The 12,523-nt window shown below is 71.5% G+C and carries 16 protein-coding genes and 1 riboswitch; of the genes, 11 read left to right on the forward strand and 5 right to left on the reverse strand.

Translation table 11 applies throughout. The annotated features are described in order from the left end of the window. Positions 1-17 precede the first annotated feature (17 nt). From EUA06_RS19680 to EUA06_RS19690, 3 genes are all read left to right on the forward strand, one after another. Positions 18-785, forward strand: a complete 768-nt coding sequence (locus EUA06_RS19680; protein WP_129478972.1) for an SDR family NAD(P)-dependent oxidoreductase — start codon at positions 18-20, stop codon at positions 783-785. 64 nt (positions 786-849) lie between these two features. Beyond that, positions 850-1,064: riboswitch (cyclic di-AMP (ydaO/yuaA leader) on the forward strand. 2 nt (positions 1,065-1,066) lie between these two features. Continuing rightward, positions 1,067-1,591 (forward strand): C40 family peptidase, encoded by a 525-nt coding sequence (locus tag EUA06_RS19685; RefSeq protein ID WP_129478974.1) that lies wholly within the window; start codon positions 1,067-1,069, stop codon positions 1,589-1,591. A 131-nt stretch (positions 1,592-1,722) separates the two neighbouring features. Continuing rightward, on the forward strand, positions 1,723-2,742 hold the full coding sequence (locus tag EUA06_RS19690; protein ID WP_129478976.1) for a DUF3048 domain-containing protein: 1,020 nt from the start codon (positions 1,723-1,725) through the stop codon (positions 2,740-2,742). Here EUA06_RS19690 and EUA06_RS19695 read toward each other — a convergent pair. Then, entirely contained in the window at positions 2,726-3,361 is a 636-nt protein-coding gene (locus EUA06_RS19695; protein WP_129478978.1) for a TetR/AcrR family transcriptional regulator, read from the reverse strand. The two genes, EUA06_RS19690 and EUA06_RS19695, sit on opposite strands and share 17 nt — an antisense overlap. A gap of 122 nt (positions 3,362-3,483) precedes the next feature. Between EUA06_RS19695 and EUA06_RS19700 the strand changes: the two genes are divergently transcribed. Genes EUA06_RS19700 through EUA06_RS19720 form a run of 5 tightly spaced genes read left to right on the forward strand, consistent with a single transcriptional unit; the run spans position 3,484 to position 7,353 of the window. Further along, on the forward strand, positions 3,484-4,035 hold the full coding sequence (locus EUA06_RS19700; RefSeq protein ID WP_129478979.1) for a hypothetical protein: 552 nt from the start codon (positions 3,484-3,486) through the stop codon (positions 4,033-4,035). A 25-nt stretch (positions 4,036-4,060) separates the two neighbouring features. Further along, positions 4,061-4,615 carry a YqgE/AlgH family protein gene (locus tag EUA06_RS19705; protein WP_129478981.1) on the forward strand — a complete coding sequence of 185 codons (555 nt, stop codon included), beginning with the start codon at positions 4,061-4,063 and terminating at the stop codon, positions 4,613-4,615. A 23-nt stretch (positions 4,616-4,638) separates the two neighbouring features. Beyond that, complete coding sequence (locus EUA06_RS19710) at positions 4,639-4,914, forward strand: DUF3039 domain-containing protein (RefSeq protein ID WP_129478983.1); 276 nt, start codon at positions 4,639-4,641, stop codon at positions 4,912-4,914. Beyond that, a complete protein-coding gene (locus tag EUA06_RS19715) occupies positions 4,911-6,689 on the forward strand; it encodes a DEAD/DEAH box helicase (RefSeq protein WP_129478984.1) in 1,779 nt (592 codons plus the stop codon). Before EUA06_RS19710 ends, EUA06_RS19715 begins: the two co-directional genes overlap by 4 nt. Before the next feature lie 28 nt (positions 6,690-6,717). Continuing rightward, on the forward strand, positions 6,718-7,353 hold the full coding sequence (locus EUA06_RS19720; protein WP_129478986.1) for an IclR family transcriptional regulator: 636 nt from the start codon (positions 6,718-6,720) through the stop codon (positions 7,351-7,353). A 3-nt stretch (positions 7,354-7,356) separates the two neighbouring features. Here EUA06_RS19720 and EUA06_RS19725 read toward each other — a convergent pair whose 3' ends face one another. Continuing rightward, positions 7,357-7,848 (reverse strand): winged helix-turn-helix transcriptional regulator, encoded by a 492-nt coding sequence (locus tag EUA06_RS19725; protein ID WP_129478988.1) that lies wholly within the window; start codon positions 7,846-7,848, stop codon positions 7,357-7,359. A gap of 54 nt (positions 7,849-7,902) precedes the next feature. Between EUA06_RS19725 and EUA06_RS19730 the strand changes: the two genes are divergently transcribed. After that, positions 7,903-8,412: a PaaI family thioesterase gene (locus tag EUA06_RS19730; RefSeq protein ID WP_129478990.1), complete on the forward strand. Its 510-nt coding sequence runs from the start codon at positions 7,903-7,905 to the stop codon at positions 8,410-8,412. Between the two features lie 3 nt (positions 8,413-8,415). On the opposite strand, the gene EUA06_RS19735 is transcribed toward EUA06_RS19730, so the two are convergent. Continuing rightward, entirely contained in the window at positions 8,416-8,895 is a 480-nt protein-coding gene (locus EUA06_RS19735) for an Lrp/AsnC family transcriptional regulator (protein ID WP_129478992.1), read from the reverse strand. An 81-nt stretch (positions 8,896-8,976) separates the two neighbouring features. Here EUA06_RS19735 and hppD point away from each other — a divergent pair, with 81 nt between their 5' ends. Further along, the gene (gene hppD, locus EUA06_RS19740) at positions 8,977-10,209 is read left to right on the forward strand and encodes a 4-hydroxyphenylpyruvate dioxygenase (RefSeq protein WP_129478994.1); all 1,233 of its coding nucleotides are present in this window, start codon (positions 8,977-8,979) and stop codon (positions 10,207-10,209) included. Between the two features lie 180 nt (positions 10,210-10,389). Continuing rightward, positions 10,390-11,184: a hypothetical protein gene (locus tag EUA06_RS19745; protein WP_129478996.1), complete on the forward strand. Its 795-nt coding sequence runs from the start codon at positions 10,390-10,392 to the stop codon at positions 11,182-11,184. Between the two features lie 4 nt (positions 11,185-11,188). Here EUA06_RS19745 and EUA06_RS19750 read toward each other — a convergent pair whose 3' ends face one another. Beyond that, positions 11,189-11,881, reverse strand: coding sequence for an RDD family protein (locus EUA06_RS19750; protein WP_129478998.1), 693 nt, complete (start codon positions 11,879-11,881; stop codon positions 11,189-11,191). 23 nt (positions 11,882-11,904) lie between these two features. Continuing rightward, complete coding sequence (locus tag EUA06_RS19755; protein WP_129479000.1) at positions 11,905-12,504, reverse strand: LysE/ArgO family amino acid transporter; 600 nt, start codon at positions 12,502-12,504, stop codon at positions 11,905-11,907. Positions 12,505-12,523 lie beyond the last annotated feature (19 nt).

A 12,523-nucleotide genomic window follows, 5' to 3' on the forward strand; every position in this document is an offset into this window, starting at 1 on the left:
GCTGAGGAGTCATCGAGATGGGTCGATTCGACCGCCGCGTCGCCGTCATCACCGGAGCTGCACGAGGCATCGGCTTCGGCATCGCCAAGCGCTTCGCCAGCGAGGGCGCCTCGATCGCCGTCCTCGACCTCGACGAGTCGGCCGCCCAGGAGGCCGCCGGCCGGCTCGAGCTGACCGACGGGGCGCGCGCGATCGGCGTCGGCTGCGACGTCGTCGACTCGGCCGCCGCGGAGAACGCCGTACGACGCGTGGTCGAGGAGCTCGGCGGGATCCACATCCTCGTCAACAACGCCGGCGTCACGCGCGACAACCTGCTCTTCAAGATGACCGAGGACGACTGGGACATCGTGATGGGCGTGCACCTCAAGGGCGTCTTCAACATGACCAAGGCCGCTCAGTCGCACTTCGTGGAGCAGAAGTACGGCAAGATCCTCAACCTCTCCAGCGTCTCGGCGCTCGGCAACCGCGGCCAGGCCAACTACTCCGCCGCCAAGATGGGCATCCAGGGCCTCACCCGCACCCTCGGCATAGAGCTGGGCCCCTTCGGCATCACCGCCAACGCGATCGCCCCCGGGTTCATCGCCACCGAGATGACCGACGCCACCGCTCGCCGGCTCAAGATGGAGCCCGAGGAGCTGCAGCGGCTCAACGCCGAGGCCACCCCCGTACGACGCGTCGGCCAGCCCGAGGACATCGCCGCGGCGGCCGCCTTCCTGTGTAGCGACGATGCGTCCTTCGTCACAGGCCAGACGCTCTACGTCGACGGCGGCCGCAAGCTCGGCTGAGCCCGTTTTGCCCTTCCGGGGCTGATCTGCCTACCGTGCTGGGCGGTCGTTGACGACCCAACCGTCCCGGACAACGCCGAGTCCTGCCCGGCCGGGACGACCCCCGAGATCTTCGAGGGCAGGAGTGGGGGACCCACAGGTTCCACTGCCGACGCGCGCAGGACTGCACGTGTCGGCTCGGGGCGAAGCCGCTCGCTTCCTCATCGGGGAGGAGCACGCGGCAGGGCACCTTCCAGCCCTAGCCCGACAGCTCACCCCACAGCGTGGGAAAGGAATCATCCATGCCTGCGACTACTCGTACGGCGCGAGCCTCCGCGCTCGCCCTGGCCGGGCTGGGGCTCGCCGCCTCGACCCTGACCGCCCTCCCCGCCACCGCGGCCGACCAGGCCGAGGTGCAGACCCAGGTGCAGACCCGCACGGTCGCCCAGCGCGTCAGCGCCCGGGTGGTCAGCGCCAAGGACATCGCGATGCGCCAGCGCGGCGACGCCTACGCCTACGGCGCCTCCGGCCCCGACCGCTTCGACTGCTCGGGGCTCATCCAGTACAGCTACCGTCGCGCCGGCTTCTCCGTGCCGCGTACGTCCGGTGCCCAGGCTGGCTTCACCCGACGGATCGCGAAGAAGGACATGCGCGCAGGCGACCTGATGTTCTTCTACGGCAGCGGTGGCGTCTACCACGCGGCGATCTTCCTGAAGTGGTCCCGCGGCCACGCGGTGATGGTCCACTCGCCGGGCTCCGGCCAGCGCGTCCGGGTGGCCGTCCCGTGGACGTCGAGCTGGTTCGGCGGAACGTTGCGCCGGGGGTGACAGGCTGTTCTTGGTAGGCAGGTCCTGCTGACCTACCCTGTGGCGCGCCTTCCCCGAAGCGGGAGGGCGCGCCTCCACACTTCTACGCAGCCCCACCTCTCAGCAGCCCCCGCTGGCAAGGAGTTCCCCCCGTGCGTCACCGCCTCATCCCCTTCTCGACCAACGCAGTCGTTGCCGCGCTGGTCGCGTCGCTCCTGCTCGCCGGTTGCGGCGGCGGCGACGAGGAGGAGCCTCCGAGCCAGTCCGCGCCGTCGGAGCCCACGTCGTCGGAGACGAGCGAGCCGCCGGAGCCGATGTACTGGCCCCTGACCGGCCTCGAGCGCACCGAGGACGCCCCGGCGCACCCGGTGATCGTGACCAAGGTGGACAACACGTCCTCCAGCGCGCCGCAGGTCGGCCTCGGCTCGGCCGACATGGTCGTGGAGGAGCTCGTCGAGGGCGGCTACACCCGTCTCGCGGCGTTCTACTACTCGAAGGTGCCGGCTGACATCGGGCCGGTGCGGTCGATGCGCGCCAGCGACATCGGGATCGTCCCCGAGGGTGCGACCGTGGTGACCAGCGGTGCCGCGCCGATCACCATCAAGCGGGTCAACGGCGCCGGCATCCCGTGGATCACCGAGGGCGCGGCGGGGGTCTACCGCGAGACCTCGCGCTCGGCCCCCTACAACCTCTTCGCCAGGCTGCGCGACATCGCCAAGCGGCTCAAGGCCAAGGACGAGCCGCCGGCCTACCTCCCGTGGGGCACCGAGGCCGACCTGCCCAAGGGCGGCAAGGCCAGCACGCTGACCGCCGACTTCGGCGCCCACTCGACCACCTGGGCGTTCCAGAAGGGCGGCTACGTCAACACCGACTCCTACGCCGCGCAGGGCGACCAGTTCCCCGCCGACTCGGTGCTCGTGCTGCGCGTCAAGGTCGGCGACGCCGGTTACAAGGACCCGGCGGGCTACCCGGTGCCCGAGACGAAGTTCGAGGGCAAGGGCGCCGCGATGCTGTTCCACGGCGGTCGCATCATCCGCGGCACGTGGACCAAGGACGGCCTCACCGGTGCCATCGAGCTGGCGACCAGGGACGGCGAGCTCACCGTGCCCGCCGGCCACGTCTGGGTCGAGCTCGTGCCGGAGGTCACCGGAAACGTCACGTTCGCGAAGTGACGCCGCTCCCGGCCTCGGCGTGGAGGAGCTGACGCAGCCCGTCCATGATGAAGCCGATGGCGGCGTCCACCCGGGCGGCCGCCGCTGCCGGGTCGTCGCTCACGGCGACCGACCCGCCAGCAGCCGACATCGCGCCGAAGAAGATGCGGGTGAAGGTGTCGAGCATCTGGTCGTCGAGGGCCCACTCGTCACCGGCGAGGACCGAGCGCACGATCTCGTCGACGATGGCGTAGGTCGAGCGCTCCTCCTGCTCCCGGAACCGCTCGTGCCCGAGCACGGAGGGGCCGTCGGAGATGACGACCTGGCGGTAGCCCGGCTCCTGCACCGCCTCGAGGAACGCGCGTAGCCCGGCACGGGCCTTCTCCCACGGGTCGCGATGGCCCTCGGTCGCCCGGCCGATGCTCGCGGTCGCGCGGGACTCGATGCGCTCGAAGGCGGCCTCGAAGATCGCCTGCTTGCCGCTGAAGTGGTGGTAGAGCGCGCCCTTGGTCACGTCGGCGCCCGCCACGATCGCGTCGAGCGACGTCGCGGAGTAGCCGTGCTCGGTGAAGAGCCGCTCGGCGACGTCGACCAGCGCGCGCTTGGTGGAGTCCGAGTAGCGCTGCCGTCGCGTCTTCACAGTGCGTTCCCCATGGAGGGCACCCTAGGTGACCCGGCTCACGCGGGGAGGGTTTGCACGCGGTGCACCCGCTGGGCATACTGAAAGTACGTACCGTTGGTATGTCACCCAAGGAGGCCGCCATGACCTGGACGTCCCACCACCGCCGCGCCGACGTGCTCCGCGACGTGATCCGCACCGTCGACGAACGCCAGCGCACCGACACGCCCGCCGACCTCCCGATGGACGTGGAGGGGGTCGCCGAGACCTTCGGCGACGAGCTCTCGCTCCTCGGCGCCCTGCAGCTGCGCTGGCACACCCGCCTGGCCGGCCACGTCGAGCGCCGTCTCAGCGACCAGCCCCTCGACCTCGAGGGCGCCGTCGCCCTCGCCTGGCTCTCGGCCGCCGAGGACATGCCCGGCACCCGGGCGGTGCTCGACCACTACGCCGCACACCCGACCGACGCCGAGATGGCCCGGGTGATGACCGTCGCCACCGGCAAGGAGCACGAGATGCTCGCCCTGATGGCCGGCCGGGCCAGCGCGCCCGGGCCCGCGGCCCAGCAGGTTGGCCGGGCGATCGAGCTCGGTGCGCGGACGTCGTACGTCCCCGGGCGCAGGCAGCGGAGCACGTCCCACCCGGGCACCGGCCCGACCTCGCTCGTGGGGCGGCTGAAGGCGGTCCTCGCGGCCTGAGGGTCGATCTGCCAAGGTGGAGGGCATGCAGCTTGCGTCGGGGATGCTGCTGGTCGCGACACCGGCACTCCAGGACCCCAACTTCGCGGACACGGTCGTGCTGCTGCTCGACGTCAGTGACGACGGGGCGCTCGGGGTCGTGCTCAACCGGCCGTCGCAGGTCCTGGTCGCCGACGTGCTCGAGCCGTGGCGCGAGGTCGTCGCCGAGCCCGAGGTCCTCTTCCGCGGCGGACCGGTCGGCACCGACGGCGCGCTCGCCGTGGCGCGGCTGCGCGACGCCGACGCGGCGCCGGTCGGCTGGCGTCCGGTCGCCGGGCTGCTGGGCATGGTCGACCTCGACACCCCGACCGAGCTCGTCGACGGGTCCCTGAGCGCGATGCGGGTCTTCGCCGGCTATGCCGGGTGGGGGGCCGACCAGCTCGCCGGCGAGGTCGACGAGGGGAGCTGGTACGTCGTCACCTCGGAGTCGGGCGACGCCTTCCGCGGTGACACGAGCGGCCTGCGGCGCGACGTGATGCGACGCCAGCCCGGGATGCTCGCCTGGCACGCGAACCGGCCCGTCGATCCCGACCTCAACTGAGTCCCGCGTTAGGCTTGTCCATCATGAGCACCATCGGATTCTCGCCGGGCAGCCAGACGATCGAAGAGCGTCAGACCGTCCCGACCGACGACGGTGATCACGAGCGGTTCTCCCACTACGTGCCCAAGGACAAGCTCACCGAGGCGATGGTCATGGGCACCCCCGTGATCGCCCTGTGCGGGAAGGTCTGGGTGCCCTCGCGGGCTCCGGAGAAGTTCCCGGTGTGCCCGGAGTGCAAGGAAGTGTGGGAGTCCATGAAGCCCGGCGGCGGCTCGGACGGCTCGGGTCCCGACGCGTGACGGGGCGCCCCGACGCGCCCCTGCCCCCCGCGTGGCCCGACCGGGCCGCCTGGGGCACCGCGCCCTCCCTCCGTGCCTGGCAGCAGGCCGCGGTCGACGACTACCGCTCACGCCAGCCGCGTGACTTCCTGGCCGTCGCGACCCCCGGCGCCGGCAAGACGACCTTCGCGCTGACCGTCGCCGCCGACCTGCTGAGCCGCCGGATCGTCGACCGGATCACCGTGGTCGCCCCCACCGAGCACCTCAAGACGCAGTGGGCCGAGGCGGCAGCACGCGCCGGCATCCCGATCGATCCGGCCTACAGCGCAGGCAAGGGCAAGACGTCCGACGACTACGTCGGGATCGCGGTCACCTACGCCGGTGTCGCGGTCAACCCGCTGGCGATGCGGATCCGCACCGAGCGCTTCAAGACCCTGGTGATCCTCGACGAGATCCACCACGCCGGCGACGCGCTGTCGTGGGGCGAGGGTGTGCGCGAGGCCTTCGACCCCGCCACCAGGCGACTGTCGCTGACCGGGACGCCCTTCCGCTCCGACATCAACCCGATCCCGTTCATCACCTACGCGCCCGGCGAGGACGGCATCCCGACCTCCACGGCCGACTTCACCTACGGCTACGCCCGCGCGCTCGCCGACCACGTCGTACGGCCCGTGCTGTTCATGGCCTACTCCGGCGAGATGACGTGGCGCACCCGCGCCGGTGACGAGGTCGCCGCCCGGCTGGGCGAGCCGCTCACCAAGGACATGCACGCCCACGCACTGCGTACGGCCCTCGACCCGCAGGGGTCGTGGATCCCGGCCGTGCTCCAGGCGGCGGACAAGCGCCTCTCGGAGGTACGCCGTCACGTCCCCGACGCCGGCGGGATGGTCATCGCCAGCGACCAGGACACCGCCCGCGCCTATGCCGCGCTGCTCAAGAAGATCAGCGGCGAGGCGCCGACCGTGGTGCTGTCCGACGAGAAGGGCGCGTCGAAGAAGATCGCCACCTTCACCGACAGCGACAAGCGCTGGCTCGTCGCGGTGCGGATGGTGTCCGAGGGCGTCGACGTGCCCCGCCTGGCTGTGGGGGTGTGGGCGACCACGACGTCGACTCCACTCTTCTTCGCGCAAGCCGTCGGGCGCTTCGTGCGCGCCCGATCCCGCGGCGAGACGGCGTCGATCTTCCTGCCGTCGGTGCCGCACCTGCTCGAGTTCGCCTCCGACATGGAGGCGCAGCGCGACCACGTGCTGGGCCGCCGCGTCACCGACGAGGACGACATCTTCGCGGCGGAGGAAGGCCTGCTCGCTGCCGCGAACGCCGAGGACGGCGCCTCGGGCGAGCTGGAGATGTCGTGGGAGGCGCTCGGCTCGACCGCGTCCTTCGACCACGTGCTCTACGAGGGTGCCCAGTTCGGCCACTCCGGCGAGGTGCTCGCGGGTTCGGAGGAGGAGATGGACTTCCTCGGCATCCCCGGCCTGCTCGAGCCCGACCAGGTGCGCGAGCTGCTGCACTCGCGGCAGAGCGAGCGCGCGCGCAAGCGGACGAGCGAGGGCACGGGTGACCGGGTCGTCGACTCCGTCGAGCAGCTCAGCACGCACCAGCAGCTCGGCGTGCTGCGGCGCGAGCTCAACGGGCTCGTCGCGGCCTGGCACCACCGCACCGGCCAGGCCCACGGGATCACCCACTCCGCCCTGCGCAAGGAGTGCGGCGGCCCGCCCGCCGCGGTCGCCAGCGGCGACCAGCTCGCGGAGCGGATCAACCGGATCCGTGAGTGGGCGATGAAGCAGTCCTCCTAGCGGGACGGCTCGTCGCTAGGCTCCCCCCGTGCCTTCGGAGACCTCCCAGACGCTCGACCGCGGCCTGCGTGTCCTGCGGGTGCTGGCCGAGAGCCCGGAGGGGCTGACGGTCACCGAGCTGTCGAGCCGGCTGCAGGTCAACCGTACGGTCGTCTACCGGCTGGTCAGCACGCTCGAGCAGCACGGGCTCGTGCGTCGCGACGCGCGGGCGCGGCTGTTCGTCGGACTCGGAGTGCTGCACCTCGCGAGCGCCGTGCAGCCGCTCCTGCGCGACCTCGCGATGCCGGTGCTCCGCTCGCTGGCGGAGACGCTCGGCTCGACCGCGCACCTCACGGTGGCCGACGGCGACGAGGCGCTGGCCCTGGCGGTGGTCGAGCCGACGTGGACCGACTTCCACGTGTCCTACCGGGTCGGCGCCCGCCACGCGCTGACGCAGGGGGCGGCCGGCAAGGCCATCGCACTGCTCGACGTCGAGGAACCGGCGTACGCCGTCACGAGCGGCGAGCTGCAGAGCGGTGCCCGTGGCCTGGCCGCGCCCGTGCGCGGGGTCGATGGGCTGCGCGCGAGCGTCGGGATCGTCACCCTCGACGGCACGATCGACGAGGACGTCGTGGCCCCGCAGGTGATCGCGGCGGCCGGGGAGGTCGGCGAGCGGCTCAGGTGACGCTCAGGCGAACGGCTTGATGCCCGGACCCGGACGGGTGGCCACGTCACGCCGTCCGGTCACCTCGTGGCCGTCACGGCACCTCAGCACGACGTCGACCTCTGCGCCGCAGCCGACGTGCTCGAACTCCACCGGCGAGCCCTCCGGGTCGGCGAGGTAGCGGTCTCCCCAGTGGCGGACCGCGACGAGCACGGGGTAGAGGTCGAAGCCCTTGTCGGTCGGCCGGTACTCGTGGCGCTCGCGCTGGCCGGGCTCGCGATAGGGCTCGCGGCGCAGGATGCCGGCGTCGACGAGGAGCGCAAGGCGGTCGGTGAGGACCTGGCGCGGGATTCCTGCATGACGGCGCATGTCGTCGAAGCGGCGTACGCCGTTGAACACCTCGCGCAGCACGACGAAGGTCCAGCGCTCGCCGAGCACCTCCATCGCGCGCCCCACCGTGCAGTTGTCGGTGGACCACGCGAGCGCGGACGGGGAGGGGCTGGCGCTGACCGTCATCCCCGCAGCCTAGGTCTCGTTGACAGACTCAGCAAGGACTGCGACTCTGGGTCCATGACGCAGACCCAGCCGTTCGCCACCGAGAGCCGCACCTTCACCTGGATCACTCCGGGGCAGGGGGACGTGGCGCGGCTGCTCGAGCTCGACGGCCTGGGCCAGCTCGAGGCGATGATCGCCGGCGAGATGCCGCACCCACCCGTCATGGACACCCTGGGCATGACCGACATGCGGGCCGAACGTGGCCGGGTGGTGGTGGAGATGCCTGCTGCGGGCTTCCACTACAACCCCCTCGGCAGCGTGCACGGTGGAGTCATCTCGACGATGCTCGACACCGCGGCGGGGTGCGCGGTCCACTCCACGATGGCGGTGGGCGAGTTCTACACCTCGCTCGACCTCACCGTGAAGTTCCTGCGCCCGGTGACCGTCGAGTCGGGGCTGCTCACGTGCGAGGGCTCGGTGATCCAGCGTGGCCGGCGTACGGCACTCGCCCAGGCCCAGCTCAGCGACGCGGCCGGACGGCTCGTCGCCCACGCGACGTCCAGCTGCATGATCTTCACGTCCTGATCGTCAACTCCTGATTGCCGCCGCGCGGGCCAGCGGCACGACGCGGTGCGGGATCTGGGTGGCGAGCGCAATCACCGTCGTGGAGCGGTCGATGCCCGGCTCGGTGAGCACCTGGTCGATCACCCGCTGCAGGTCGGCGTTGGACCGGGCCACCACCCGCGCCCACATGTCGCCGACGCCCGTGATCGTGTAGGCCTCGAGCACCTCGGGGATCGCCGCGAGGTGGGCCGCGACCGCCTCGTGGCCGACCGACCCGCCTGAGCCCTGCCGGATCTCGAGGGTGAGGAACGCCATCACCGGGAAGCCGATCGCCTCGGGGGACAGGTCGGGCCCCCAGCCGGTGATCACGCCGGAGGTGGCGAGCTTGTCGAGACGGGCCTGCACCGTGCCGCGGGCGATGCCGAGACGGCGGCTGGCCTCGAGCACGCCGAGGCGCGGCTCGTCGGCGAAGATCTCGATCAGCTTGCTGTCGATTGCGTCCATCTGCGCCTCATGACTGTGCAATGTGCCCAATGTTTCGTCGTACTGTTGCACACCTTGCGCCCGTTTCGGCAGGCTGGAGGCATGACGACTGACATCGCCTCGACCGGTGGCGCCCTGACCGTGGACGAGATGAAGGCCGACCTCTCGCTGGAGCAGCTGCGCCAGCTCGTCGGCCTCGTGGAGTACGACGCCGACGCCGACCCCTTCCCGGTCACCGGCTGGGACGCGATCTGCTTCGTGGTCGGCAACGCGACCCAGGCCGCGCACTACTACGCGTCCGCGTGGGGCATGGAGCTCATCGCCTACGCCGGTCCGGAGAACGGCACCCGTGACCACAAGTCGTTCGTGCTCAAGTCGGGCTCGATCAAGTTCGTCGTCAGCGGAGCGGTCTCGCCCGACAGCCCGCTCATCGCCCACCACGCCAAGCACGGCGACGGTGTCGTCGACATCGCCCTCGAGGTCCCCGACGTGGACCAGTGCATCGCCCAGGCCCGCAAGGCCGGCGCGACCGTGCTGCGCGACCCGGAGACCGTCACCGACGAGCACGGCTCGGTCCGCGTCGCGGCGATCGCGACCTACGGCGAGACGCGCCACACGCTCGTGCAGCGCACGATCGACGGGGTCACCTACGGCGGCCCCTACCTCCCCGGCTACGCCACCGCCGCGCCGCGTTGGCAGAAGCGCGAGGGCCAGCCCAAGCGCCTGTTCCAGGCCCTCGACCACATCGTCGGCAACGTCGAGCTCGGCAAGATGGACGAGTGGGTCACCTATTACAACAAGGTGATGGGCTTCGTGAACATGGCGGAGTTCATCGGTGACGACATCGCCACCGACTACTCCGCGCTGATGTCGAAGGTCGTCGCCAACGGCAACCACCGCGTGAAGTTCCCGCTCAACGAGCCGGCGATCGCAAAGAAGAAGTCGCAGATCGACGAGTACCTCGAGTTCTACGACGGCCCCGGCGCCCAGCACCTCGCCGTTGCCACCAACGACATCCTCGCCAGCGTGGACGCGCTCCGCGCCAACGGCGTGGAGTTCCTCAACACCCCCGACTCCTACTACGAGGACCCTGAGCTGCGCGCGCGCATCGGCGAGGTCCGCGTGCCGATCGAGGAGCTGCAGAAGCGCGGCATCCTGGTCGACCGTGACGAGGACGGCTACCTCCTCCAGATCTTCACCAAGCCGCTCGGCGACCGTCCGACGGTCTTCTTCGAGCTGATCGAGCGCCACGGCTCCCTCGGCTTCGGCAAGGGCAACTTCAAGGCGCTCTTCGAGGCCATCGAGCGCGAGCAGGACGCCCGCGGCAACCTGTAGGCATTCGCCGGCTCTCTGATGAGCGGTGGTCCAGCCACCTTTGGCACGTCCGGAGTGTGGGTGGGCCACCGCTCGTCCGCGTGTCGACGTACACCACTCCCGCGAGCGGTGGTGAGGCCACATTCGGCGGGATCAGAATGTGGGTGGATCACCTCCCGAGGGGTTTGAGAGACTCGCCGCATGATGATCCGCCCGGCCGAGCTGGCCGCGATCAAGGCCGGCACGATCGACCTCGCCTTCCGGCGCTGGGCGAGGCCGCGGGTCGTGGTCGGCACCCGGATGCGGGCGGGCGTGGGTCTGCTCGAGGTGACCTCGGTCGAGCAGGTGAGCGTGGCGAGCCTGCGCGCGGAGGACGCACAGCGGGCCGGTGCGCCTTCGCTGGCCGCGCTGAAGAAGGCGCTGTCGGCCCGGTCGGGCGACCCGGCCTGGCGGATCGGCCTGGCGTACGCCGGTCCGGACCCGCGCGAGGCGCTGCGGGCCGCGGTGCCGGATGCCGAGGAGATCGCGACGATCGTCGCGCGGCTCGACCGGCTGGACGCGTCGTCGGCCTCGGGCGCGTGGACGCGCGAGACGCTCGACCTGATCGACCTCAACGGAGGAGTACGCGCCCCCGAGCTCGCCGCCCAGGTCGGCCGGGAGACGGCGGACTTCAAGAAGGACGTGCGCAAGCTCAAGGAGCTCGGCCTGACCGAGTCGCTGGCGATCGGCTACCTCCTCTCGCCGCGAGGTGAGGCGGTCGTCGATGCCGGGCTCGCGGAGCCCCGCGTCCGGGCGCCGCGGGAGACCGGCACGCCGCTGCCCCGCTCCATCGGCGCGCCGGCGACCCGAGCCCTGCGCGAGGTCGGCGTCACCACGCTCGAGCACGTCACGGCGTACTCCGCCGAGCAGCTCGCCGCGATGCACGGCGTCGGACCGATCGCGATCGCCCGGCTCGGCGAGGCGCTCGCCGAGCGGGGACTGGCCTTCTCGACCTGACGCCTCAGGGGTCCTGGAGCACGCGCGTCCCGGCGACCAGGTCGTGGATGGCACGCCTGTCGGAGCGCGCGGCCCAGAGGTGGTCGAGCAGCTGGAACGCCATGCCCAAGAGACCGACGAGCACGAGACCTGTCCAGGACCCGCTGGCGAGGCCGACCGGGAAGATCAGCCAGCCCGGTCCGAACTGCGTCGCCAGCCGCCTCGCGACCACCGACCACGACAGCGGCCCGTCGCCGCTGACCGGGACCACCCGCAGCCGCAGGGCACGCTTGCCGACCGTGGCCGAGCGGGTCCGGAGCAGGACCGCGTGGTAGGCCAGCGCGGCCACCAGCGGCAGCAGCGCGAGCCACACCCAGCGGTCGAGGTACGCCTCGGCGACTGCTGACCAGTAGTCCGCGAACGCCGTGCCCGCGGTCCCGTCGGCGACCGACTCGTTGAGCCGCTCGGCCTCGGTCTGCAGGTCGCGCTGGAGGCCGACCTGGGCGGGGATGCCGACGACGAAGCTGATCGATCCGACGATGAAGCCGTCGATCAGGTACGCGCCGGCGCGACGCCACCAGCCCGCGTCCGCCGGGCCCTGCCCGGGCACCGACGTCGCGGACGTCCACTGCCCGCCGTCCCACCAGCGCAGGCCGTCGGGCGGGCTCGGCCACGGATCGGCGTACCACCCCGGTGCAGGCTGCTGGCCGCTCGACATGCGCGCGACGCTACTGCGCCGACTCAGTGGGCGAGCAGCCCCACGCCGAGGGTGCCCATGACCACGGCGATCCCGGAGTCGAGGACCCGCCAGGCGGTGGGCCGGGCGAAGATGCCGCGCAGCAGCCGGGCGCCGAAGCCGAGGCCGAAGAACCACAGCACGCTCGCGACCAGGGTGCCCGCGAGGAACCACCAGCGGTCGGCGCCGAAGCTGTTGGCCACGGTGCCGAGCATCAGCACGGCGTCGAGGTAGAAGTGCGGGTTGAGCCAGGTCAGGGCCAGCGTGAGCATGATCGCGCGGCCGGTCGTCATCGCCGTGCCGTCGCCGGCGTCGAGCGTGCCGGGGCGCCACGCCCGCATCGCCGCGTGCACGCCGAAGGCGATCAGGTAGACGCCGCCGAGCACCTGGGCGACCGGCAGGACGGACGGCCAGCGCTCGAGGACGATGCCGAGGCCGAACACGCCGGCGGTGATCGCGACGACGTCGGAGAGCAGGCAGGTCAGCACGATGGGCAGGACCTGTTCGCCGCGGATCCCCTGGCGGAGGAGGAACGCGTTCTGCGCGCCGACGGCGATGATGAGAGCGAGTCCGGTGAGAAGACCGGTGAGAGCAACCTGGAACATGTGGTCAACGGTAGGACGC

Source organism: Nocardioides glacieisoli (genome assembly GCF_004137245.1).
GTDB lineage: Bacteria > Actinomycetota > Actinomycetes > Propionibacteriales > Nocardioidaceae > Nocardioides > Nocardioides glacieisoli.

Excerpts from the sequence above, each read along its gene's own strand:
- EUA06_RS19730 (WP_129478990.1), top strand. The coding sequence starts at position 7,903 with ATGACGCAGACCCAGCCGTTCGCCACCGAGAGCCGCACCTTCACCTGG.
- EUA06_RS19735 (WP_129478992.1), bottom strand. The coding sequence starts at position 8,895 with ATGGACGCAATCGACAGCAAGCTGATCGAGATCTTCGCCGACGAGCCG.
- EUA06_RS19750 (WP_129478998.1), bottom strand. The coding sequence starts at position 11,881 with ATGTCGAGCGGCCAGCAGCCTGCACCGGGGTGGTACGCCGATCCGTGG.
- EUA06_RS19680 (WP_129478972.1), top strand. The coding sequence starts at position 18 with ATGGGTCGATTCGACCGCCGCGTCGCCGTCATCACCGGAGCTGCACGA.
- EUA06_RS19705 (WP_129478981.1), top strand. The coding sequence starts at position 4,061 with ATGCAGCTTGCGTCGGGGATGCTGCTGGTCGCGACACCGGCACTCCAG.
- EUA06_RS19710 (WP_129478983.1), top strand. The coding sequence starts at position 4,639 with ATGAGCACCATCGGATTCTCGCCGGGCAGCCAGACGATCGAAGAGCGT.
- EUA06_RS19685 (WP_129478974.1), top strand. The coding sequence starts at position 1,067 with ATGCCTGCGACTACTCGTACGGCGCGAGCCTCCGCGCTCGCCCTGGCC.
- EUA06_RS19745 (WP_129478996.1), top strand. The coding sequence starts at position 10,390 with ATGATGATCCGCCCGGCCGAGCTGGCCGCGATCAAGGCCGGCACGATC.
- EUA06_RS19755 (WP_129479000.1), bottom strand. The coding sequence starts at position 12,504 with ATGTTCCAGGTTGCTCTCACCGGTCTTCTCACCGGACTCGCTCTCATC.
- hppD (WP_129478994.1), top strand. The coding sequence starts at position 8,977 with ATGACGACTGACATCGCCTCGACCGGTGGCGCCCTGACCGTGGACGAG.
- EUA06_RS19725 (WP_129478988.1), bottom strand. The coding sequence starts at position 7,848 with ATGACGGTCAGCGCCAGCCCCTCCCCGTCCGCGCTCGCGTGGTCCACC.
- EUA06_RS19700 (WP_129478979.1), top strand. The coding sequence starts at position 3,484 with ATGACCTGGACGTCCCACCACCGCCGCGCCGACGTGCTCCGCGACGTG.